General features: G+C 58.7%; 16 protein-coding genes. 10 read left to right on the top strand and 6 right to left on the bottom strand.

What is annotated here, in order from left to right; all coding sequences use genetic code 11:
* Nucleotides 1-18: 18 nt before the first annotated feature.
* Both QRN60_RS21415 and QRN60_RS21410 read left to right on the top strand, forming a co-directional pair.
* Nucleotides 19-1,296, top strand: a complete 1,278-nt coding sequence (locus QRN60_RS21415) for an efflux RND transporter periplasmic adaptor subunit (protein WP_111817753.1) — start codon at nucleotides 19-21, stop codon at nucleotides 1,294-1,296.
* The gene (locus tag QRN60_RS21410) at nucleotides 1,293-4,433 is read left to right on the top strand and encodes an efflux RND transporter permease subunit (RefSeq protein ID WP_284766665.1); all 3,141 of its coding nucleotides are present in this window, start codon (nucleotides 1,293-1,295) and stop codon (nucleotides 4,431-4,433) included. The genes QRN60_RS21415 and QRN60_RS21410 overlap by 4 nt, the downstream gene beginning before the upstream one ends.
* Here the strand turns inward: QRN60_RS21410 and QRN60_RS21405 are convergent.
* The 5 genes from QRN60_RS21405 to QRN60_RS21385 form a co-directional block, all read right to left on the bottom strand.
* Nucleotides 4,430-5,011 carry an invasion associated locus B family protein gene (locus QRN60_RS21405; RefSeq protein ID WP_003506442.1) on the bottom strand — a complete coding sequence of 194 codons (582 nt, stop codon included), beginning with the start codon at nucleotides 5,009-5,011 and terminating at the stop codon, nucleotides 4,430-4,432. The genes QRN60_RS21410 and QRN60_RS21405 overlap by 4 nt on opposite strands.
* The gene (locus tag QRN60_RS21400; protein ID WP_111817755.1) at nucleotides 5,011-9,135 is read right to left on the bottom strand and encodes an autotransporter domain-containing protein; all 4,125 of its coding nucleotides are present in this window, start codon (nucleotides 9,133-9,135) and stop codon (nucleotides 5,011-5,013) included. Before QRN60_RS21400 ends, QRN60_RS21405 begins: the two co-directional genes overlap by 1 nt.
* A gap of 223 nt (nucleotides 9,136-9,358) precedes the next feature.
* A complete protein-coding gene (gene smoA, locus QRN60_RS21395; RefSeq protein ID WP_003506438.1) occupies nucleotides 9,359-9,883 on the bottom strand; it encodes an NADH-dependent FMN reductase SmoA in 525 nt (174 codons plus the stop codon).
* Nucleotides 9,883-10,776 carry an aldo/keto reductase gene (locus QRN60_RS21390; RefSeq protein WP_003506437.1) on the bottom strand — a complete coding sequence of 298 codons (894 nt, stop codon included), beginning with the start codon at nucleotides 10,774-10,776 and terminating at the stop codon, nucleotides 9,883-9,885. Before QRN60_RS21390 ends, smoA begins: the two co-directional genes overlap by 1 nt.
* Nucleotides 10,776-11,933: an LLM class flavin-dependent oxidoreductase gene (locus QRN60_RS21385; protein ID WP_111817756.1), complete on the bottom strand. Its 1,158-nt coding sequence runs from the start codon at nucleotides 11,931-11,933 to the stop codon at nucleotides 10,776-10,778. Before QRN60_RS21385 ends, QRN60_RS21390 begins: the two co-directional genes overlap by 1 nt.
* 100 nt (nucleotides 11,934-12,033) lie before the next feature.
* Here QRN60_RS21385 and QRN60_RS21380 point away from each other — a divergent pair, with 100 nt between their 5' ends.
* From QRN60_RS21380 to QRN60_RS21355, 6 genes are all read left to right on the top strand, one after another.
* On the top strand, nucleotides 12,034-12,738 hold the full coding sequence (locus QRN60_RS21380; protein ID WP_111817757.1) for a GntR family transcriptional regulator: 705 nt from the start codon (nucleotides 12,034-12,036) through the stop codon (nucleotides 12,736-12,738).
* Nucleotides 12,739-13,073: 335 nt separating this feature from the next.
* On the top strand, nucleotides 13,074-14,150 hold the full coding sequence (locus tag QRN60_RS21375; RefSeq protein ID WP_111817758.1) for an ABC transporter ATP-binding protein: 1,077 nt from the start codon (nucleotides 13,074-13,076) through the stop codon (nucleotides 14,148-14,150).
* Between the two features lie 50 nt (nucleotides 14,151-14,200).
* Nucleotides 14,201-15,451, top strand: coding sequence for an ABC transporter substrate-binding protein (locus QRN60_RS21370; RefSeq protein WP_111817759.1), 1,251 nt, complete (start codon nucleotides 14,201-14,203; stop codon nucleotides 15,449-15,451).
* Nucleotides 15,452-15,625: 174 nt separating this feature from the next.
* Nucleotides 15,626-16,537: a carbohydrate ABC transporter permease gene (locus QRN60_RS21365; protein WP_003506425.1), complete on the top strand. Its 912-nt coding sequence runs from the start codon at nucleotides 15,626-15,628 to the stop codon at nucleotides 16,535-16,537.
* Nucleotides 16,538-16,541: 4 nt separating this feature from the next.
* Nucleotides 16,542-17,396: a carbohydrate ABC transporter permease gene (locus QRN60_RS21360; RefSeq protein WP_080866815.1), complete on the top strand. Its 855-nt coding sequence runs from the start codon at nucleotides 16,542-16,544 to the stop codon at nucleotides 17,394-17,396.
* Between the two features lie 11 nt (nucleotides 17,397-17,407).
* Complete coding sequence (locus tag QRN60_RS21355) at nucleotides 17,408-19,402, top strand: alpha-glucosidase (protein WP_111817760.1); 1,995 nt, start codon at nucleotides 17,408-17,410, stop codon at nucleotides 19,400-19,402.
* Between the two features lie 22 nt (nucleotides 19,403-19,424).
* Here QRN60_RS21355 and QRN60_RS21350 read toward each other — a convergent pair whose 3' ends face one another.
* Complete coding sequence (locus QRN60_RS21350) at nucleotides 19,425-20,714, bottom strand: pilus assembly protein TadG-related protein (protein ID WP_111817777.1); 1,290 nt, start codon at nucleotides 20,712-20,714, stop codon at nucleotides 19,425-19,427.
* A 406-nt stretch (nucleotides 20,715-21,120) separates the two neighbouring features.
* Here QRN60_RS21350 and QRN60_RS21345 point away from each other — a divergent pair, with 406 nt between their 5' ends.
* On the top strand, nucleotides 21,121-21,618 hold the full coding sequence (locus tag QRN60_RS21345; protein ID WP_111817761.1) for a hypothetical protein: 498 nt from the start codon (nucleotides 21,121-21,123) through the stop codon (nucleotides 21,616-21,618).
* Nucleotides 21,619-21,996: 378 nt separating this feature from the next.
* Nucleotides 21,997-22,188, top strand: a 192-nt coding sequence (locus QRN60_RS21340) for a hypothetical protein (RefSeq protein WP_284766654.1), incomplete at its 3' end; no start/stop codon positions are given.

The raw sequence follows: 22,188 nt of genomic DNA, 5'->3' as shown, positions 1-22,188 counted from the left end.
ATTACGCGGAATCGTCAGATGAAACGTTTCTGGACCGCCCTCAGCGTTCTTGCCATTGCAGCCGCCGGTACCTGGTATTTTAGGGATCGCTTGCCGCTCGACCAAGTTCCTTACCTTAAACAATTCGCCAGCGTTTCGCAGCAGGCGAACACCGAACCGGCGGCACAATCGGCCCAGAGCGGCCAGCCAGCCCGACAGCAGGGACAAAGACAAGGTGGAGGTCGGCGCAATGGCGGGCCACCCACCGTCAGCACCATCGCCGTCAGCAAGGCGACGCTGCCGATGGATGCAACGGCGACGGGCTGGGCGGTTGCAGCCGACATCACCAATATCGCGCCGCTTCAGGCCGGCCTCGTTACCGAAATCGAGGCGAAGGATGGCCAGCACATCGAGGCAGGCGATCTGATCCTCAAGATGGACGATCGCATCGCCCGCGCCGCCGTCGACAAGGACAAAGCCAATATCGCAGCTGATCAGGCAACGCTTGAGCAGACGGAGGCAGCCTTCCAGCGCGCCGCCAATCTGGTCAAGCAAAGCGCGGAATCGCAACAGGTACTGGATCAGGCCAGGGCAGCGCGCGACAGCGCCAGCGCCAAGATCGATGCCGACAAGGCAACGCTCGCCTCAGATCAGGTGACGCTCGAGCATATGGAAATCCGCGCGCCTTTCGACGGACGGCTCGGCGACATCACTGTCAGCCCCGGCGCCTATCTCAGCGCAGGCGTCAATATCGTGACAATCACCAAATACGATCCGATCTCGGTCAGTTTCCGGCTTTCGCAACGCTATCTGCCGCAACTGCGTGAAGGCGTGACAAAAGACACCGCTGTTGATGTCGATCCGGCGGCAACGGGTGGCGAGCCGATGAGCGGTGTGCTGCGGTTCTACGACAATACGGTGGACCAGACCTCCGGCACCGTGCTGGCCAAGGCGGAATTCAAGAATGATCGCGGTCTTTTATGGCCCGGCCAGTCCGTCAACGTCACGGCTCATTTTGTTTCGGATGAGGAGATGATCGTCGTGCCGACGGTCGCCGTGCGGCCCGGTCCGAAGGGCAATTTCGTCTATACCGTCGATAGCGACCATCATGCCCATATGACGCCGGTGGAAGTCGCTCGTTCGAATGGCGATCTCACGGCCATCGCGAGCGGCCTGAACGGCGGTGAGCATATAATCGTCGAGGGCCAATCGGAACTTGCCGATGGCCAGCTCGTCGTCGAGCAATTTTCCAACAAGGGCGGCGCGGCCGGCAATCTGGCCGCCAATATTCCGCAGGAAAAGGTTGGCGGCCAATGATCCCGAATTTCTGCATCAACCGGCCCGTTGCCACCACGCTTCTTGCCATAGGCCTGATATTGGCAGGGCTCGCCGGCTTCCGCCTGCTGCCCGTTGCCGCCCTGCCGAAAGTGGATTTTCCGACGATCAATGTCTCGTCATCGCTTTCCGGCGCTTCGCCGCAAACCATGGCCACCTCGGTCACCACGCCGCTGGTGAAGCAGTTCGAAACCATTCCCGGCGTCAGCGAAATCAGCGCCACCAACACGCTCGGCAACAGCTCGATCGTGCTGCAGTTTGATCTCAACCGCAATATCGATGCTGCGGCCGCCGATGTGCAGGCGGCAATCTCGCGCGCGCAGCGGCAGTTGCCGAGCAACATGACGACGACGCCGAGCTATCGCAAAACCAACCCGGCCGATGCGCCGGTGCTGCTGCTCGCTGTCAACAGCAAGGAAATGCCCACCAGCAAAGTGGACGAAATCGCCGAAAACATCATCTCGCCACTTCTTTCCACCATTTCGGGCGTCGCCCAGGTCAGTATTTATGGCGCGCAGACCTACGCCGTGCGCATCGGCCTCGACCCCACGCAGCTCCAGGCAAGAGGGCTCGGCGTCGACACCGTCACCACGGCCATCGCCCAAGCGAATAATCAGGTGCCCGTCGGGGCCTTGCAAAACGAAAATCAACGCCTGACGATCGAGGCGGACACGCAACGCACCAATGCCGAGGCGTTCCGCTCGCTGGTCGTTTCAACGACCAACGGCGCACGGATTCACCTCGGCGATATCGCCAATGTCACCGACAGCATCGACAACACCAATGCCGGCAGCTGGTTCGATGGCGAACAGGCCATCATTCTTGCCGTGCAGCGTCAACCGGATGCCAATACAGTCGAGGTTGTTGACGCCATCAAGGCCAAGCTTCCGGCGCTTCACCAACAATTACCGCCTTCAGTCAATATTAACGTGATGAATGATGCCTCGACCGCGATCAAGGACGCGATCTCGGACGTGCAGTTCACGCTGTTCCTCACCATCGGGCTGGTGGTGGCTGTCATTTATCTCTTCACCGGACACCTGACGGCAACCATCATTCCGGGGCTTGCCGTGCCTCTGTCGCTCATCACCGCCTTCGGCATGATGTATGTCCTGGGTTACAGCATCGACAATATTTCACTGCTCGGACTAACCCTGTCCGTGGGGCTGGTGGTGGACGATGCCATCGTCATGCTGGAAAACATCCTGCGCCTGCATGAAAAAGGCCTGCCCATGCGGGAAGCCGCCCTTCAGGGCGCGGCAGAGGTCAGCAGCACCATTCTCTCCATGTCCATCTCGCTGGTTGCCGTCTTCATTCCCATCCTGTTGATGGGCGGCGTCATCGGCAGGCTCTTTAACGAGTTCGGCATGGTCGTCACGCTGGCGATCATGGCCTCGGCACTGGTGTCGCTGACGGTGACGCCGATGCTCGCTTCACGCCTCTCCGGCCATTCCTCCAGACCACCGGCGATCATCCGCTGGTTCGATGCGGGTTTCGAACGTACGCTACGCGCCTATGGTCGCGCCGTCGGCTGGTGCCTTTCCCATCGCCGCATCGTTTTGGCGTCATTTCTCGCCTCGGTCGCGGCATCGCTTTATCTCTTCGAAACCCTGCCCTCCAGCTTCTTCCCCCAGGAAGATATTGGCCGTCTTTCGGTCTCGACACAGGCGCGTGAGGATATTTCCTACACGGCGATGCGTGACCTGCAGGCTCAGGTCGCCGATCAGATCCGCAAGAATCCGGCCGTGGTGCACGTCACCTCCATTGTGGGCGGCAATTCCCGTAACCCGCTGAACAACGGCTCGATGTTCGTGGAACTGAAGCCGAAGGAAGAGCGTGCGCCGCTGAGCCAGGTGCTCACGGAACTTGGGCAGGCCACATCGAAAGTGGCGGGCATCCGCACCTATATCAATCCGCAGCAGAGCCTGCGTTTCGGCGGGCGCAGCTCCGCCAGCCAATACCAGCTCGTCGTTCAGGGCCTGAATGCCGACACGACCAATGAATGGTCGAACAAGCTGATGGAGGCGATGCGCCGCGATCACACCTTCACGTCAGTTACCTCGGATGCCCAGAATGGGGCGATCGCCGCAACGATTTCCGTCGATCCGGAAAAGGCGGCCGCCTTCGGCATCACCAATGACCAGCTGCGCAAGACGCTGGAAATGTCTTTTGGCGGTTATACGGCGGCGCAGATCCAGTCCACCGGCGACAGCTACGACGTTATCGTGGAATTCGACAGCTCCAAACCGTGGAACGATGATTTCCTCAGCGATATCAACATTCTCTCCGCAAAATCGGGCGTTCTGGTTCCGCTTTCAAACTTCGCCACCCTCACCCGCACACAGGCGTCTGTGACCATCAACCAGACGGGCCAGCTCGTCTCCACGACGATTTCCTTCAACCTGCCTGACGGCGTGGCGCTTTCCGATGCCACAAGCCGGATCGATCAGATCAAGAGCATGATAGGCCTGCCGCAGGATGTCTTCACCAGCTATGGCGGCACGGCGGCAATCTTCCAGCAGAGCCAGGGCAATACCGGCATCCTCATTCTGGCGGCGGTGCTGACCATCTATGTGGTTCTCGGCGTGCTCTACGAAAGCTTCATCCACCCGTTGACCATCCTCTCCGGCCTGCCGGCGGCGGCCTTCGGCGCGCTGGTGGCGCTGAAGGTGATGGGCATGGATTTCTCGATCATCGCGCTGATCGGCCTGCTGATGCTGATCGGCATCGTCAAGAAAAACGCGATCATGATGATCGACGTGGCGGTGGAACTGATGCGCGAAAAGGCCGAACCGCCGGCTACCGCCATTCGCGAAGCCTGCGTACGCCGGTTCCGGCCGATCATGATGACGACTTTCTGCGCATTGCTGGGCGCACTGCCCATTGCACTCGGCTCGGGCGCGAGTTCAGAACTGCGCCAGCCGCTCGGCATCGCCGTGGTTGGCGGCCTCATCGTCTCGCAATTGCTGACGCTGTTTATCACGCCCGTCATCTTCGTGGAAATGGACAGGTTTGGCCACTTTCTCACCGGGCTGTTTTCCCGCAAAAAATCAGCCGAGAAACATGCTGAACAGCAAAAGCCGGAAGGCGCCGCAGAGCCCGATTCCGTCGCGGCTTAATACAGGCTTCCGAGGCGCTTCAACGCCTCGGAAAAACCAGCCGACTGCAGCTGGAATGAGACGGTTCTTCCATGCAGATCCGGGGCTTCGATCGTCAGCGTCTTGCCTGTTTCCAGAGCCGAGACAAGTTCGACGAAGGGCGTGAAAGACACGACACAGCCGACCGGAAGGCAGGTGCTCACCTGCACTTCCTGCAGCCGCACATTGCCGGATTTTATCGAAAAGAGTTTGGTGACAGCCAGGCCGAACGGCATGACGATGATGCCTGAGAGCTGTCCCGGCGTTTTGGAATCATCAAGCCGGAATTCGACCGAGACGACAAGTTTGCGGGTTTTTTCCTCAAGCTGCACCTGCGCGATGGCGCAGAGCGGTTTGGCCGGCGCCGTCTGCGTGGTGTTCGGATCGGCGAGATCTTTTTTCACTGGTGCGGCACAGGCAAGTTGCCAGCTTCCATGAACTTCATGCAGCGGCACGGCCGGTTTCGCGGCTTCCTGCGCACCGGCGTCACCCGCCATGGCCCCGGCGAAGACGGCAACAGCAAGCGCCGCATTCCGCGACTTGTGTGGTCTGAACGACATCAGAAACGGACTCCCAGTTCGGCCGAAGCGGATTGATCCAGCACTCCTGCCCCAAAGACCGCGCCATAACGGAATGTCAAAGTGGCGGAAGGAGCAAGATCGTAGCTGAGCCCCAGGTTAAGCAGCGCAGCATCCTGCGTCATCGCTGTTCCTGCGACGGAAAATCCATTGCCGCCGGTATAAAACAATGTGCTCACCACTGACGGGTCACCATAGGCGTGCCGCCACCCGATATCGAACGTCGCCTGCCCGGACATGTCGTCCAACGAAATATCCTGACGCAAACGCGCACCAAGCGTCGTGTATAGCTGATCATGGCTCGCCGAACCGGACGAAACCGTGGCAACGCCGCCCTTCTCGCCAAAGGCCTCCGTCTCAAGGTTCACATAGCTGATACTGGCATAGGGCTCGATGAGGGTGCGATCGAGATCGAAACGCCAGGCTGCTTCGGCAAAGGCCTGCGTTGTGGACGCACCATAGCTGGCAGTGAGATTTTCCTGCAATGTTGAAAAGGAAAGCACGCGGCGCGTGTCGATATCCTGAAAGGCATGGGTCGCGCCGAGGCGCAGCGATGCCGGACCGTTCGTCAGACCTGCATAAGCTGCCACATAATAGCTATCCACATCCGCCGATGCGGACTTCTGGCTTATGCTGTCGTGGCCGTAACCCGCAGCAACACCAGCATGCACGCCGTCATCCAAATCCCCATCCAGGCCGATAAGGACGCCCTTGCCTTTGATATCGACCGTAGCGCCATTTCCATCTCCGTCGACACGGCCGCGCGATCCGAATCCATTGGACCAGAACGTAAGAGAACCCTCGTCCACACGCTGCGTTCCGCTCCCGCCCGTCGCATTGCCGGCGGGCATGATCGCGCGCGCATCCACGCCGTCGAAGGCGCTGCGCAACCTCTCGATAATGACAGCCCGCGTCAGCTGGCTGCGATTTATCAATGCCATGGCCAGTGACGGATGCAGCTCGCCGGCAAGCTGCGAAAAGGCGGATTGGGTTTCATTTTGCCCCAGAAACAATGCCGCCTGATAAAGCGCCGGATCTTCCCGCGCTGTCTCGACAGCATTGGCGGCATTTTGGGCATTCTCCGAGGATGTCTCAGAGGCAAGCAGCCCGGAATCCGGCGATGCACGATTAAAGGAGAGATATGCGGTGCCGTTATCCGTGCTCTTTGTGACGTTCACAACCAAATAAGCGAATTTCTCGTCCACGCCGGAAAAAGTGCCGGCAATACCGCCCATTGCCGTCAAGATCGGATATTGCGTGCCGAGACTATAGGCTGAATGACTTGCAAGCGGCGTGACGACGAGTTTGACGTTGTTGTCGATGGTGACGGTACCGGTGACGGCAATCCTGTCGGAATTGCCGGACGCGTCGATTTCAACCGTATAGGTCGAGCCACTGAAGAATCGCACATCGCCGGTCGAGGTCAGGGTGCCGATCGAATTGCCGGGCGACAGCGTGCCCCCGGAAGCGACAGTCAGCCCGCCGATGGTGCCGGAACCACCAAGCGTCGCGCCGCTGCGGACGGAAACGGCGCTCGCCAGCGAGCCGTTGACGCTGAGCTTGCCCGATGAAACCTCGGTTGCGCCTGAATATGTGCTGTTGCCGGTCACAACCAGATTGCCGTCGCCAGTCTTTTCAAAGGTGCCGGTGCCGCTGACGACATTTGAAAACGTACCAGCCCCATCCACCACGAGCTGCGCATCGTTGACGATCTCGCCCGAGCCGAAGCTTTTTGCCGCTCCAGTCAGCGTGCCGGCCGAAATCGTTGTTATACCGGAATAGCTGTTGTTGCCGGCAAGAACGAGGTTGCCGCCGCCCGTCTTTTCGACAGTACCGGAACCGGTGAGACTATTTGAAAGCGTTCCTGCCCCATCCACAACGAGTTGCCCGCTGTTGGCGATTTGACCAGAACCAAAACTTGTCGCCCTGCCTTTCAAGGTACCGGCAGATATGGTGGTGCCGCCGGAGTAGCTGTTGTGGCCTGCGAGCGTGGTGACGCCATTCTCCGCGACAACACGTCCAGCACCCGAAATATTCGCGGAGAGGTCATAATCAGCTTCCGAATGGTTGAAAACGATACTGCCGTCGCCAGCGCCGAAAACGATTCCCGCAGCGTCAACCTCACCTGCCACTCGCGCCGTCAATCCCGCGCGGGCGCCTATGTTCAAAACGCCAGTGGAACCTGCCGCTGCCGCGATGACAATAGTGTGGGCCGCAAGAGCGCCGCCGCCAGTCACCTCGACTGAACCGTTGCCGCCTCCACCGATCACGAGAGCATCGTGGACCTCAACCTGCGAGCCAATACCACCAACATGCAGGAAGCCGTTTGATCCAGCCTGCGTGCCAACAAACAGGCGATTTGTGCCGAGAGAACCGGCATCGGTCACCGTTAAATTCCCACCGCCGCGCCACCCGACATAGGTTGAACCGGAATTGACGAGATTGCTGTCAACGGAGACGGTAACGATCGAACCCGCTCCGATAACGCTCAGCTTGCCGGAAGAGCCGCCAAGCTCGCCGATCGAAAGCTCCTTCGCCCGGATTTCGCCGCCGGTCGTGACGGAAACCTCTCCCGTGGTAGCGTTCTCATATCCGACGATCAGCGTCTTTGCGAGCGTCAGGGTCGAGCCGCCGCCACTGATGTTCACCGCGGCAATCATCGATTTTGTGCCGACAATTGCGCTGTCGCTTGTTACCGTGCCGCCGGTATCGACATGCAGCGAAGCGTCGCCTTCCCAACCCACATCGAGATCACCGGCGTTGTTGAAGGTGCTTCCAGACCCGGAAACCGTGATAGAGCCATCACTCCCCTCTTTTGCCCCGACAACCGTGTTGGCGGAATCGACATGACCGCCGGCTTTGACGCTCAGGGAACCAGAGCCTGAAAGGCCGACAGAAAGACCATCGTCTCCGATCGTCCAGGCAGAATCCGCGCCTTCAACAGTGGCAGACCCCCTGGCACCCGAGACAGCGCCAAGTTGAACCGAAGCACTGTTGATCGCAGCGCCCGCCATTACATCAACTGCACCATCACCGATGGCACCGCCAGGATCGTTCTCATCACCGCCAATACTCAGATTGCCCGTGATCCACCGGGAATCGCTGCCCGTGACGGTGGCCCGACCGACCGAATGCCGGCCGATCACGACAGCGCCACTGATAACCTCTGCCGCCGTCCCGACAAACATACTTGCCGAGCTTTCATTGCCAACAATCAAGGGGCCGGAGGTTTCCAGAATGGAACCACGGCCGTTGACGGTCAGCGAACCTCCGCTCGATGTCGCGAGATTGCCGATGATGGTGGTCGCAAGACTTTTGACAACACCACCGCTGGAGATCGTCAGAAGCCCGTTGCCGCCATGGCCAATCACCATATCCTGCGACACGGTAAGGCTGCTTCCGCTCCCCTCGACGGAGACGGTGCCTACAGAATCCATACCATCTGCGATCACAAATCCGCCGGTCCTGAACGTGCTTGCGCCAAGAATCTGCAACTGATCAAAGCCATCATCCGCCGCGACACCGACAAAAGTGGTGCCGGTATTATCGAAACTCGATAGATTGTCGAGAGTGAGCCAACCATGGCCCGAACCGCCACCCAGGTAGACATTCCCACCGGAGACCGCCCTGCTGCCGGTGAGGGAGACTTCCCCAATGCCTACGCCGCCAATAAATATGTCATGTTTGTTCGACCAATCGCCGCCGGAAAAATTTAACGTGCCCGCGACCAAATCCTTGTTGCCGAGTTTTGTATTGGAAGTCTTAAGGCCGCCCTCCACTGACAGCGACCCATCCAGAGTAATGCCAATGCCGAGTTCATCGATTTCTGCGACACGCCCGGCGGCTATTGTCGGGCCTTGAGCGTCGATGGCGGCGAGGTCGTTCGCTCCCGGCACACGCGTGTACCCAAACCAGCTACTTGGCGAGAACCAGTCATCCGAGGAAGAGCCAACCCAGGCGATGGATTCTGCAAATGCAGCAGGCGCGATGGCAGAGGACAACGCCAGCGCAAGGAGGCTCGTTGATGCCCGCAAGAAGAACTGCCGGACGGGCCTAAAACCTGAACCGGTCTTCGACGCCTCTTCCCGCCAGAAACCACCGGTCATCAATTTTTCCTCATCGGCGCATCATTTCGCCTGTTATGTCCGGCGAATCATCTCTTGCTGCCACTTAACCCGGTTTCAGAGACCAGCGTCAGTATAAAAAGCGAAGAATGCTATTTTACTTCGCAAAAAAGGAGCGCGACCAGCGCGCTCCTTAGAAAAGTGGAGTGTTTCCCTAATAACGGCATCACTGATACCGAAGTTTCCGGAATGACTGAAGGTTCCGTTATTGCCGGGCGAAGCGACCGAAGGTGCCGCCCGAAAAACACAGCGGATCGCCATCACGATGCGCGGCGCGCAGCACCTCACCGACGATGATGGTGTGGTCGCCCGCATCATGGGCCGCCGCCTGTCGGCACTCGAAACGGGCAAGTGTTCCGGGAATGACCGGCACGCCTTCGTCGTTCAATTCCCAATCCAGATCGTCGAAGGCACGGCCGTTGCGGGTAAAGCGGGCGCTCAGCACGTCCTGATCCGCGCTCAGAACGTGGATGGCAAAATGGGTCGCACCGCTGAAGGCCTGATAACGTGATGAGCTTTTGGCCGGTGACCAGAGCACCAGCGGCGGATCAAGCGACACGGATGCAAAGCTGTTGACTGTCATGCCGATCGGGCCTTCCGGCGTGGTGGCGGTCACGACAGTCACGCCTGTCGTGAAAGCGCCGAGCGCATTGCGAAAGCTGCGGCTGTTTTCGCCGCCGGGAACGAATACATGCTCATTGGGCATCTTGATCGCCTCTGCCACTGTCATCACGGCACCTCTTTTCCAATCGCAAGGGTGTAGAGTTCGAACCAGGTCTGGCGGTCCATCGTCACGCGGAGCGCATCGGCCGCGGTTCTGATACGCTCGATATTATTGGTGCCGAGCACCGGCACGATCTTCGCCGGATGACGCAGCAGCCAGGCGATCGCGACAGCCGTCGCATCAACGCCCTGTTCCTTGCCGATGCGCTGCAGGGCAGCCATGGTGCCACCATGAGCACCCGAAAACAGCGAACCGCCGCCAAGCGGCGACCATGCCATCGGAGAAACGCGCTTTTCCTGCAGGAAAGCGAGATCGCCATTGGTAAAGCAATCCGTGGCGAGAAGGCTCATCTCGATCTGGTTGGTCACCAGCCGGTTGCTCATGGCCGATTGCAGCAGGGAAAAGTCCCACGGGCGGAAGTTGGAGACGCCGACGGCCTTCACCTTGCCGGACGCCACCAGCGCATCGAGCGCCTTGCCGGTTTCTTCCGCGTCGATCAGCGGATCCGGGCGATGAATGAGAAGGAGGTCGACATGATCCGTTCCCATGTCGCGAAGAGATGCCTCAACCGAAGCGTTGATGTGGCCGGCCGTCGTATCGTAATGCTTGACGCGCGCGGCTGAGTGACGCCCGGCCGGCGCGACGATGCCGCATTTGGTGACGATTTCGATCTTGTCACGCAGACCCGGTGCAGCCTTCAGGCCGGCGCCGAGAATGGCTTCCGCCGTGTATCCGCCGTAAATATCGGCCTGATCCATGGTGGTGATGCCCTGCGCGAGGCAGGCCTCGATCTTCGCCTGTACATGGGCCGGTGAAGTGTCGGCGTCGTCACCGATGCGCCACATGCCGTAGACGATGCGGCTGAGTTCGAGTTTGTCGGAAAGAGCAATGCGTTCCATCAGTGGCGTTCCCCGTTGCCGAGCGGCGTGGTCGGCGTTTCAGAAGGCACCCGGCCGTAGGCATGCGGCAGGGAGCAGGTTTTCATCTGCGGCAGAACCTTGGTGCCGAAATGTTCCGCCTCGTCAAGATGCGGATAACCGGAAAGGATGAAGGCACGGATACCCATCTTCTGGTAGTCCTCCAGCGCCGAAAGAACCTGATCCGTCGAACCGACCAGCGCCGCGCCGCAGCCGGAGCGCGCCCGGCCGATGCCGGTCCACAGATTGGGTTCGACATAACCGAACTTGTCGGCGAGTTCGCGGGCTCGTGCCTGATGCGACACGCCGAGCGAACCGCTGTCATGAGCGCGGTTGCGGATCAGCTGGCCATACTCATCATCCAGCTTCGAGACCAGATGTTCGGCATATTCGCGGGCTTCCTGCTCGGTATCGCGCACGACCATATGGACACGCAGGCCATAATCCAGCGTGCGTCCATGGGCGGCGGCGCGCTCATTGGCGGCGCGCATGCGGTCTGCCAGTTGATCCTTCGTCTCGGGCCACATCAGATAGACGTCACATTGTGCGCCGCAGAGTTCCAGCGCATTGGGAGAGTAACCACCGAAATAGAGAAGCGGGCCGCCATTTTGCTGGTAGGGTCTTGCCGGTTCGGTCGACACACCCTTGAACTGGTAGATCTCGCCGTCATGATCGATGGTGTCGCGGGTCCAGGCCTGACGCAGAATCTCAACGACCTCGTGGCTGCGCTTGTAACGGAAGGCGCTGTCGGCCACTTCGCCGGGGAAATCGGAGCTGATGACGTTGAGCGTCAGGCGGCCCTTCAGCATGTGATCGAGCGTGGCAACCGTGCGCGCCAGCATGATCGGCTGCATCTCGCCGCAGCGGATCGCCGCAAGGAAATTGATGCGGTCGCTGATCGGCGCACAGCCGGCGACGAAGCTCAGCGTATCCTGCCCGACCTGATAGGACGAAGGGCAGAGAATGTTGCGAAAGCCGAGTTCTTCGGCTTTTTTGACGATATCGGAGCAATGCTCGAAGCTGGAGCGCAGGCTGCCGTCAGGCACGCCGAGATAGGCGTAGTCATCGGAACACAAAGCGGAAAACCAGGAGACCTCGGCAGCATCGAGATCAGCGGATGTAACGGGTACGACGGTCATGCAATTCCTCCTCAAGGCCGCTCTCGTTTTTCTTGCATAACATCAAGAAATATGTAAATCAATGATGTATCAATTTTTGTTTCGGGGGAGGAAACGGCATATGAAACACACTGGCGGCAGCCTGCCCATGTATATGCAGATCGCCGAAATGCTGGTGCGCGAGGTGGCGGCGGGCCGGTTGATCGACGGCGAGAAGCTGGCGCCGGAGCGCGATATGGCGGCCGATCTCGGTATCGCCGTCGGCACGCTGCGCAAGGCGCTTGCTGAACTGCAGGAGCGCGGCCTTCTGGAGCGCGTGCAGGGTTCCGGCAATTACATCCGCGCCGTCAGTGATCCGCAAAGCGTCTATGCCTTCTTCCGCCTCGAACTGATCGAAGGCGGCGGCCTGCCGACGGCGGAGGTTCTGGATGTGGCGCGCCTTGCCAAGCCCGCTGACCTGCCCGCTTTCGGCACATCGGCGGAAGGGCACAGGATCCGCCGCCTGCGGCGCATCGCCGGCAAACCCGCAGCCATCGAGGAGATCTGGCTTGATGGTTCTTACGTCAACGCAATCGCCATCGAGAACATGTCGGAATCCCTCTACCTCTATTACCGCACCCGCCTCAACCTCTGGATATCGAAGGCGGAGGATCGCATCGATCTCGGCGACGTGCCCGAATGGGCGCCCGAGGTTTTCGGCCAGAAAGCCGGCGTTTCGGTGCCGAGGGTTCTGCGCCTCAGCCAGGCGCAGGATGGCGCCGTGGCCGAAGTGTCATGGACCTGGTTCGACCATACCGTCGCACGATACGTTTCACGCATACGTTGAGATTGCGAAAATTTCGCGTGATCCACATGGATGAAAGAATTTGACGGGAGGCAAGCAAGCAGCAGCCTGCCGTTGGGCTGATTTTGCAGTTATATTTCTTTTAATCAATGGGTTAATAGTTTTTGATTTCTGTCAGAAATAAAATTGATACACTATTGATTTCCTTTTTATGAAAGGTAATATCACGACCTCAGGGAGACAGGCGTTTCGCCATCCCACGATATCGCCAAATAATCGGGATCGATTTTCGAAGATGCGATGCGTGGAATTTGAAGGTTGATACCGGCTATTGCGTCCATTCAAATTCTGGACGCGCCGGTCGTGAGGAGGAAAATATGGCTTCGGTCAGCCTGCGCAAGCTGGACAAGAGTTACGGTGCGCTTCGCATCGTCAAGGGCATCGACCTTGAAATCAACGATGGCGAATTCGTCGTGTTCGTCGGCCCTTCCGGCTGCGGCAAATCCACGACGCTGCGCATGGTCGCGGGGCTGGAAAGCATTACCGGCGGCGAGGTGAGGATCGGCGACCGTGTCGTCAACCGGCTCCCGCCGCGTGAGCGCGACATCGCCATGGTGTTTCAGGACTATGCGCTTTATCCGCACAAGACGGTGCGCGAAAACATGGGTTTCAGCCTGAAGGTGCGCGGTGTCAGCGCATCGCAGGCCAATGCCAGCATTGACGAGGCGGCGAGGATGCTCGGCATCGAGCACCTTCTCGACCGGCGACCCGGCCAGCTCTCGGGCGGCCAGCGCCAGCGTGTGGCCATGGGCCGCGCCATCGTGCGCCGTCCGCAGGTCTTCCTGTTCGACGAGCCGCTTTCCAATCTGGATGCCAAGCTGCGCGGACAGGTGCGCACGGAAATCAAGCGTCTGCACCAGCAGCTCGGCACCACCATCATTTACGTCACCCACGACCAGGTGGAGGCCATGACGCTGGCGGACCGCATCGTCATCCTTCGCGGCGGCGATATCGAGCAGGTCGGCACACCTGACGAGGTCTATAACCGACCGGAAAGCGTCTTCGTGGGCGGTTTCGTTGGCGCCCCGGCGATGAATTTCGCCCGCGCAAAGGTGAGCGGTGACCGGCTGGCATTTTCCGATGGCAATTCCCTGCCGATGGCCGCGATCCGGCCATCGCGCGAAACGGGCCTCGAGGGGCGTGAAGTCATCGTCGGCATTCGCCCGGAACATTTCGGCCCCGTCGAGGGCTTCGACACGCAGCTTGCGGTCAAGGTGCAGGTAGTGGAACCGCTGGGCTCGGACACGCTCGTCCATTTCAGCCTTGGCGATGCGGCGCTGACCGCACGCATGCCGCCGCAGCTTCGGCCGACGCCGAACGAGGAACTGCGGATCGGCGTCGATCCATCCAAGGTCCATCTTTTCGACGCGGCAACGGAACGCTCTATCCACTGATCGCCCGGCGAAAAATGCTGCGGCCAAGGGTTTAATAATGGGAGGAACACATGACATTCAAAGCTATCCGGGGCAAAGCCCTTATGGGTGCAGCTCTCTGCGCGACCATGCTCGCCTTTTCGGGACAGGCCTTTGCCGATACCGAACTGAAAATCTTCGTTTCCAGCCAGCATCAGCCGGATGTGTGGCGCAAGGCGCTTGATCAATATGAGGGCAAGACGCCGGGTGTGAAGGTGGTCATCGAGACCGGCGGCAACACCTCGGAAATGCAGGCGCAATATCTCAACACCGTCATGTCGGCCAAGGATTCCAGCCTCGACGTGCTGATGCTCGACATCATCCGCCCGGCACAGTTCGCCACGGCCGGCTGGACCAGCGATTTTGCCGGCAAGGACCTGTCCGCCTACCTGCCGACCTATGCGGAAGCCAACACGGTGGATGGCAAGATCGTGGCGCTGCCCGCCTTCGCCGATTCCATGTTCCTTTATTACCGCAAAGACCTCCTCGACAAATACGGCATCAAGCCGCCGACCACCTGGGACGAGCTGAAGGAAGCTTCCAAGAAGGTGATGGAAGGCGAAAAGAACCCCGAACTTCAGGGCCTGTCCTTCCAGGGTAAGGCGATCGAAGGCGCGGTCTGTACCTTCCTCCTGCCCTACTGGAGCGAAGGCAAGTCCCTGGTTGAAAACGGCAAGCTGAATTTCGACAACAAGGCCGCCGTGGATTCGCTGAAGCTGTGGAAGAGCTTCGTCGACGAAGGCATTTCCAAGAAGAACATTTCGGAAGTGGCAACCGACGATACCCGCAAGGAATTCCAAGCCGGCAAGGTTCTCTTCGCCGTCAACTGGTCCTACGCCTGGACCCATTTCCAGGGCAAGGAATCGCAGGTGAACGACAAGGTCGGCGTCGCCCGCCTGCCCGCCGTCAAAGGCGGCGAGCAGACGACCTGCCTCGGCGGCTGGGAATTCGGCGTTTCCGCCTATTCCAAGCAGCAGGACGAAGCCAAGAAGTTGGTGGAGTATCTCTCGGGTCAGGATGTGTCGAAGTTCATGGCCATCAACGCCGCCCTTCTGCCCACCTATGCCGCACTCTACAAGGATGCGGACGTGACCAAGACGATCCCCTGGTTCGCGGACGCCCTGCCAGTCGTTGAGACCGCGAAGGCCCGCCCCGTGACACCGCGTTACAACGAGGTCAGCGAGACGATCCGCACCACGGTCAATGGCGTGCTTGCCGGCGTGATGACACCGGAAGACGGCGCAAAGCAGATGGAAAGCCGTCTGCGGCGCGTTCTGCGCTAAGCTTTGGGCCGGAAGGCGGCATGCAAACCATGCCCTTTCCGGCCGTTTCGACTGACAGGAATAACGCCGCCTGAACGGCGCGATAAACGGGCCGGATATAAACCGGTCCGATCGGGAGACGATGACGTGAATCCAGTTGCGGGAGTGGCAGACGTGACAATGCCTGATAGAACCATGGTTCGGGTGGACGAGAAACCGCAGCCGCGCTGGACGCGGTGGCTCGATCTCGGCGACCGGTCGCTGGCCGTGCTTCTGCTGGCGCCGGCAGCGATCCTGCTTTCGCTTATCATCGTTTATCCGGTGGCGCGGCTCGTCTACACCTCGTTTTTCAGCCTGTCGCTGACATCAGGCCTGCCGGCGGAATTCATCGGCTTTGAAAACTACACGGCGATGTTTGACGATCCAATCTTCTGGGAAACGACCTGGAATACGGTTCTGATAACGCTGATCACCGTGCCTGGCGCGCTGTTCATGGGCCTAGGGCTGGCGCTGCTCGCCAACCTCCCCTTCTCCATGCAGTGGCCGATGCGCCTGTCGCTGCTCATTCCCTGGGCGCTGCCGCTCTCTTTTGCCGGCCTCATCTTCGCATGGTTCTTCCATTACGAATATGGCGTGGTCAATGACGTTCTGAACCGGCTGGGCTTTGAAGGCATCATCTGGTTCAACTCGCCGAACTGGGCCTTTGCGGCCATCTGCCTGACGATCATCTGGAAAACTTCGTCGTTCATGGCGCTGATGATCCTCGCCGGCCTTCAGACCATTCCACGCTCGCTCTATGAAGCGGCTGATGTGGATGGCGCCGGCAAGGTCCGCCAGTTCTTCGAAATCACCCTGCCGCTTCTCAAGCCCTCGATCGTCGTCGCCCTCATCTTCCGTACGATCACAGCGCTGCAGACCTTTGATATTCCTTACATGATGACCGGCGGCGGCCCCGGCACGTCCACCACGACGCTTGCCATGTATATCCACCAGAACACCGTTTCCTTCCTTGATCTCGGTTACGGTTCGGCGCTGGCGGTCATGATGTTTGCGCTCTCCATGTGCGTTACCGCCGTTTATCTCCGCATCATTAGGACGAAGGACTGATCCCATGAGCACCGTTGCAAATTCCGGTCTGTCCTCCGTCTTTTCCGGCAAGCCGCTGCGCTTCATCGCGGCCTCCATCCTGCTGGTCAACGGCTTGTTCCCGGCAATCTGGATCCTCTTCACCTCGCTGAAGACCGAAGCGGAACTGACGGTCAAGCCGATCACGTGGTTTCCGCATGCCCCGACGCTTGCTAACTACATGCAGGCCTTTTCCGACCAGCCGCTGCACCTCTTCCTGTTCAACAGCTTCATGGTAGCCCTGCTCTCCACGGCGCTCACCATTCTGATTTCGGTGCTGGCGGCTTATGCGCTGGCGCGGCTGAACCTCAAATACCGGGCGCTGATCCTCTCACTCATCATCGCCGTTTCCACCTTCCCGCTGGTGACGCTCTTGGTGCCGCTGTTCGAAATCATGCGCGCGCTGAACCTGCTCAACAGCTGGACGGCACTGATTCTGCCTTACACGGTCCTTTCTCTTCCGGTCTGCACGCTGATGCTCGTCTCTTTCTTCGAAAGCATTCCGCGCGATCTCGAAAACGCCGCCATGATCGACGGCTGCACCCGCATCGGCGCACTCTTCAAGGTCGTCGTGCCGCTCTGCGCGCCGGGCGTTTTCACCGCCGGCATCCTCGCCTTCGTCAATGCCTGGGATGAGTTCCTGCTGGCGCTGTCCTTCAATTCCAATCCGGCGCTCCGCACGCTTCCCGTCGGCATCCAGCTGTATCAGGGTGAATTCGCCTTCCCCTGGCCGGTCATTTCGGCGGCGCTGGTGGTCGGCATCGTGCCGGTCGCGATCCTGATCGTTATCTTCCAGGAACGGGTTGTCTCGGGCCTCACCGCCGGTGGTCTCAAGGGCTAAAAGGTTAAGTCATGCATTTCGAAACGACCAAAGACGGCTTCACACTCGCGATCGGCAACCGCACCATCCTTTCCCATTCGTCTGATAGTCCGGCCTTCTTCGCCGGTTTCGGCAAGGAGCGGATGGATATGTATCGCGGCAATTTCGATATCGAAGACTATGTCATCGAGCGAACCGCCCTGCGCCATGCGGAGGTCAACGGCGACAGCGTCACGCTCTCATCCTCACCGGGACAGGCACCGCGCCTTCGCCTGACGCTCGACGGCAACGCTATCAGGCTGACGGCTCTAGATAAAACCGTCAACCGCCTCTGGCTGCGCATCGTTGCGGAAACGGACGAGCATGTCTGGGGTGGCGGCGAGCAGATGTCCTATTTCGACATGCGCGGCCGTCGTTTCCCGCTCTGGACCTCCGAGCCGGGGGTCGGCCGCGACAAGACAACCGAAATCACCTACAAGTCTGACGTCAGCGGCAAGGCGGGCGGTGATTATTACAACACCAACTATCCTCAGCCGACCTGGCTCTCGTCGCGCAAATATGCGCTGCATGTGGAAACGACCGCCTATTCGGTCTTCGATTTCCGCAATGGCGATTTCCACGAAATCGAAATCTGGGCCATCCCTGAAAGGATCGAGTTTTTCGCCGGCGACAGTTTCACCGATATCGTTTCCGCGCTTTCGCTGCGGTTCGGACGTCAGCCGGAATTGCCGGAATGGGTCTATAACGGCGCGATCATCGGATTAAAGGACGGCGCCAACTCCTTTGCCCGGCTGGAGAAAATCCGCGCGGCCGGAACGAAGGTGTCTGGCCTCTGGTGCGAAGACTGGGTGGGTCTTCGCCAGACATCCTTTGGCGCCCGCCTGTTCTGGGACTGGCAGGCGAATGATACGCGCTATCCGCATCTGCGCCAGAAGATCGCCGAGCTTGCCGATCAGGGCATCCGCTTCCTGGGTTACGTGAACCCCTATCTCTGCGTCGACGGCCCGCTTTTCCCGGTCGCCGAAAAGGCTGGTTATTTCGCCACCGACGCCGAGGGAAAAACGGCGCTGGTGGATTTCGGCGAGTTCGATTGCGGTGTGGTCGATTTCACCAATCCGGCCGCCGCCGACTGGTTCGCCGAGGAGATCATCGGCAGGAATATGCTGGATTTCGGCCTTTCCGGCTGGATGGCCGATTTCGGCGAATATCTGCCGATCGATATCGCGCTTTCCAATGGCGTCGACGCCAAGCTGATGCACAATGCCTGGCCCACTCTCTGGGCCGAGGTCAATGCGAAGGCCGTCGAGAGCCGTGGCAAGACCGGCGAAGCGCTGTTCTTCATGCGGGCCGGCTTCACGGGCGTGCAAGCCCATTGCCCGCTGATCTGGGGCGGCGACCAGTCTGTCGACTTCTCCCGTCACGACGGCCTGGTCACCGTCATCTGCGGCGCGCTTTCCTCCGGCCTCATGGGCAATGCCTATCACCACTCGGACATCGGGGGTTACACCAGCCTGTTCGGCAATGTCAGGACCGCTGAACTCATCATGCGCTGGACGGAGATGGCCGCCTTCACGCCGGTCATGCGCACCCATGAGGGCAACCGCCCGCGCGACAATCTGCAGATCGATCAGGATGAGGCGGTTCTTGCCCATTTCGCCCGTATGACATCCATCTATGTCGCGCTCGCCCCCTATCTGAAGTCGCTCTCCGCCGAGGCTGCAGAGTCGGGCCTGCCGGTGCAACGCCCCCTCTTCCTGCATTATGAGGATGACCGGCAGACCTACGAAATTCAGGACTGCTACCTCTACGGGGCGGACATGCTTGTCGCACCGGTCTGGAAAGCCGGAGAAACGCAACGTTCGCTCTATCTTCCGGGCGACGGCGAATGGGTGCATCTGTGGAGCGACACGCATTATCGCGGCGGGCGAGACATTACCGTCGAAGCGCCGCTCGGCGAGCCGGCGATATTCTACCGTGCCGATAGCAGCCAGCGGCAGCTGTTTGAAAAACTTCGCACCATCGGCTGAACGATAGCGGGTTCGTTCTCCATCACCCCGTCAGGCGGGGTGATGTGATGGCCTTTTTAAAGAGGGCGGTCATCGCCTCGCTGATGCCCTGCGACGGGCTGACTTCGAAGAACAGTCCCGGAGAAGCACATTGCTGCATGCGTGCGCCGATTTCCGGCTGAAAGGGCGCGATCCAGCTATTGTACCAATCATTGGTCGGCAGCGGCAGATAGGTGGTGTAGAGCACGGCGATCCGGAAGCCCTTTTCCTTCAGCTTCGTGCAATATTTGATATCGATCGGCTCCTGACAGCGGCCGCTGGTCGTCTTTTTGGTGCAGCTGGATGGCTTGTAGCTATCGCCGACACCGTCTGAAACGAAGAAGATAATCTTCTCGGGGCTGGCCGAACTCGCCCCAGTGCCAGAATTGCCGATCTTGTCGCCGATCTGAGTGAGTGCCCGGTCGAAATCCGTCTGCTGGTCGTTGTTAAATCCCTGCTTTGGGATCGACATCAGGTCGACTTCACCGGCTTTCTTCTTCGCGGTCGCCAGGTCCGACGTCAAGGGAACGACCTCGAGCAGCTTCGTATCTTCGGCTTTCTCTCCGAAAGTGTAGACCGCCATGCGATATTGATTGCTGCTTTTGCGGTTGGACTTCGCCGTGTCCATAAGGCTCGCCGTGGCCTTTGCGACCACATTGATGCGCGTCGTCACTCCGAGGCTTTTGGCCTTGTAATAATAGCTGTTCTTGTCCACCACCCCGTTTGTCACGATGTGACAGGCGAAAGCGCATTTGTCGCTCGTATTCGCAACCATGGTGGCGACATCGGTCGGCGTGGCGCCAACGCCCATCGAGGGAGTGTTATCCAGAAGCACATAGAAGTCGCTGAATGTTTCCGTCTCGTATTTGGCGGTCGCCTTGCCCGAAACAGTGATGAGATCCTCTCCGAGGACCCGTGAAAGCGTCGTGCCGATCGATGCCTTGAAGCTCACCGACGATTCGATGGCGTTACCGCGCTTGATCACCGACACGTCGAGAGACAGGAGCTTGTAGTCGGGATTGGCCCTCTCATTGCTTTCGAAGAATGCGGAAGCCTCATCGCCGCCAAGCGTAATGACGCCGTCACTCGACATTTCCTTTGCCTTGTGAACGCTCGCCGACGTATCGGCAACCACCGCGAGCGCCGCGGCATCCGCCGCCATCTGCAGGTCTGATTTGACGGCCATGCCGTGCGTCACATCAAGGGCCACGCCGGCGGCGCCAATCAGCGGCACCATCAACAAGGCGCTGAGAATGCCGAAATTTCCCGATTTATCCTGCCAGAAGTTCTTCAAATTCGCCCCCAATCATCTTTCCCGGGGCCAAATTAGTCGTACAATATTGAAATGCAGTTTCAAGAGATAACTAATTTTCGATAAATCTAATTTCCTCAATAACTAATACGCAGATGGATACGGGTACCCGCGATCGCGCCTGACGGCGGATCGGCGGCGGGACGTTGACATTTATGAAACTTGACTTACAAAACAAACTCTTCCGAGGGGAGCACCAGACGGTGCTGAGATGGCGTTGAGCCGGACCCTTGAACCTGATCCGGGTGACGCTCGCTACTGTTTTTGTTGATTTTTCAGCGTTTTTTTAGAACAGCTTATTAGCAATTCCATTAGCAATTCGCCGCTAGCAGACGCAACGCTCCACCGGAGTTAAACTTGCATTCCCGAAGATGATCACAAGGCCCCGATGCTGAATTTCTCTGCGCTTAAATCGATCATTTTTGTCGTGGTGATATCTGTCGTTGGCAATACGGCTTACGCTCAATCTTTCGACGATTTGCATGGCTTCGAGTTAGATCAACTCTTTGCTGATGCGAGAAAGAACGCGACCGCGCGTGGATGGGAGTTAAAGAAGTCTCCCGCCTTTCCCAGTGAATGGGTGGTCAGCGGGACGGACTTCAGCCTTTACATATGCGATGATAAGATTTCTGCGGTGAGAATGCATAGGGTCGGGACACTCGATGATTTCGCCTTGATAGTGGATGAACTCCAAGCAAAGCATGGTCAGCCAACGACGAGCGTGTCTACGTTCATGGCTGGAGCTATTCGAATCTCCACTATCGCAGCGAATTTCACAGGAAATTCCAGTAAAATAAAAGTCCAGCTAAGTAGTTCAGATGACAAGCTTGGCTTAACTGCGAATTTCATTTCAAATCTGCGTTGCTCAAATGAAGTTTCCCGATAGCCAGCGGAGCTCCTAACGCTACAAAAATGGCGCACCCGACAGGATTGACGATCCAATTTAATATAATTAATTCAATTAGATAATTATAATTCTGTGTCAAGTTTCGTAGCAATTTGTGTAGCAGCGCAGGCTATAGAGCGTCGCATTTTTTAACCATGGCGTTAACGTTGCGACTGAAGTCCATACCTCTGGCGGTGTATGAAGGTCTAAATTAACTTGCGAATATTGAGGGTGTTAACTGAATTATTTTTAAGGGCGGATGAGCGAATTCACGCTTTCCAAGCTAACCGATCCTCTCTGCATCCAGTGCTAATACTACAGGTTGATTTTCCCACTGTGATATTGGATGTTTGCTGCGTACCTCACCGATGGATAGTTATGCAATACGAACGTATTAAGAAGCTGGAGCTTGCTGCTCGTCGCGACGAGATTGAGCGGGAGATGGAGCGCTATGAGATTTTCATCGCGGGTCCGTACATCGACAAAGCAAAAGATAGGTCCGACTCTGACAACTCTGACCTGCCACTGAACTTTCATCCAGCGGCGACTAGAGCCCCGGCGGTTTTGAAT

The organism is Agrobacterium sp. CFBP2214, from assembly GCF_030209895.1.
In the GTDB taxonomy this organism is placed as follows: domain Bacteria; phylum Pseudomonadota; class Alphaproteobacteria; order Rhizobiales; family Rhizobiaceae; genus Agrobacterium; species Agrobacterium radiobacter.
This window is presented reverse-complemented; position numbering and strand designations above follow the sequence as displayed.

What these genes read in the sequence shown, in the direction of transcription:
- QRN60_RS21345 (WP_111817761.1), top strand. Translation starts at nt 21,121, where the DNA reads ATGCTGAATTTCTCTGCGCTTAAATCGATCATTTTTGTCGTGGTGATA.
- QRN60_RS21360 (WP_080866815.1), top strand. Translation starts at nt 16,542, where the DNA reads ATGAGCACCGTTGCAAATTCCGGTCTGTCCTCCGTCTTTTCCGGCAAG.
- QRN60_RS21415 (WP_111817753.1), top strand. Translation starts at nt 19, where the DNA reads ATGAAACGTTTCTGGACCGCCCTCAGCGTTCTTGCCATTGCAGCCGCC.
- QRN60_RS21355 (WP_111817760.1), top strand. Translation starts at nt 17,408, where the DNA reads ATGCATTTCGAAACGACCAAAGACGGCTTCACACTCGCGATCGGCAAC.
- QRN60_RS21400 (WP_111817755.1), bottom strand. Translation starts at nt 9,135, where the DNA reads ATGACCGGTGGTTTCTGGCGGGAAGAGGCGTCGAAGACCGGTTCAGGT.
- smoA (WP_003506438.1), bottom strand. Translation starts at nt 9,883, where the DNA reads ATGACAGTGGCAGAGGCGATCAAGATGCCCAATGAGCATGTATTCGTT.
- QRN60_RS21380 (WP_111817757.1), top strand. Translation starts at nt 12,034, where the DNA reads ATGAAACACACTGGCGGCAGCCTGCCCATGTATATGCAGATCGCCGAA.
- QRN60_RS21390 (WP_003506437.1), bottom strand. Translation starts at nt 10,776, where the DNA reads ATGGAACGCATTGCTCTTTCCGACAAACTCGAACTCAGCCGCATCGTC.
- QRN60_RS21405 (WP_003506442.1), bottom strand. Translation starts at nt 5,011, where the DNA reads ATGTCGTTCAGACCACACAAGTCGCGGAATGCGGCGCTTGCTGTTGCC.
- QRN60_RS21410 (WP_284766665.1), top strand. Translation starts at nt 1,293, where the DNA reads ATGATCCCGAATTTCTGCATCAACCGGCCCGTTGCCACCACGCTTCTT.
- QRN60_RS21365 (WP_003506425.1), top strand. Translation starts at nt 15,626, where the DNA reads ATGGTTCGGGTGGACGAGAAACCGCAGCCGCGCTGGACGCGGTGGCTC.
- QRN60_RS21370 (WP_111817759.1), top strand. Translation starts at nt 14,201, where the DNA reads ATGACATTCAAAGCTATCCGGGGCAAAGCCCTTATGGGTGCAGCTCTC.
- QRN60_RS21385 (WP_111817756.1), bottom strand. Translation starts at nt 11,933, where the DNA reads ATGACCGTCGTACCCGTTACATCCGCTGATCTCGATGCTGCCGAGGTC.
- QRN60_RS21375 (WP_111817758.1), top strand. Translation starts at nt 13,074, where the DNA reads ATGGCTTCGGTCAGCCTGCGCAAGCTGGACAAGAGTTACGGTGCGCTT.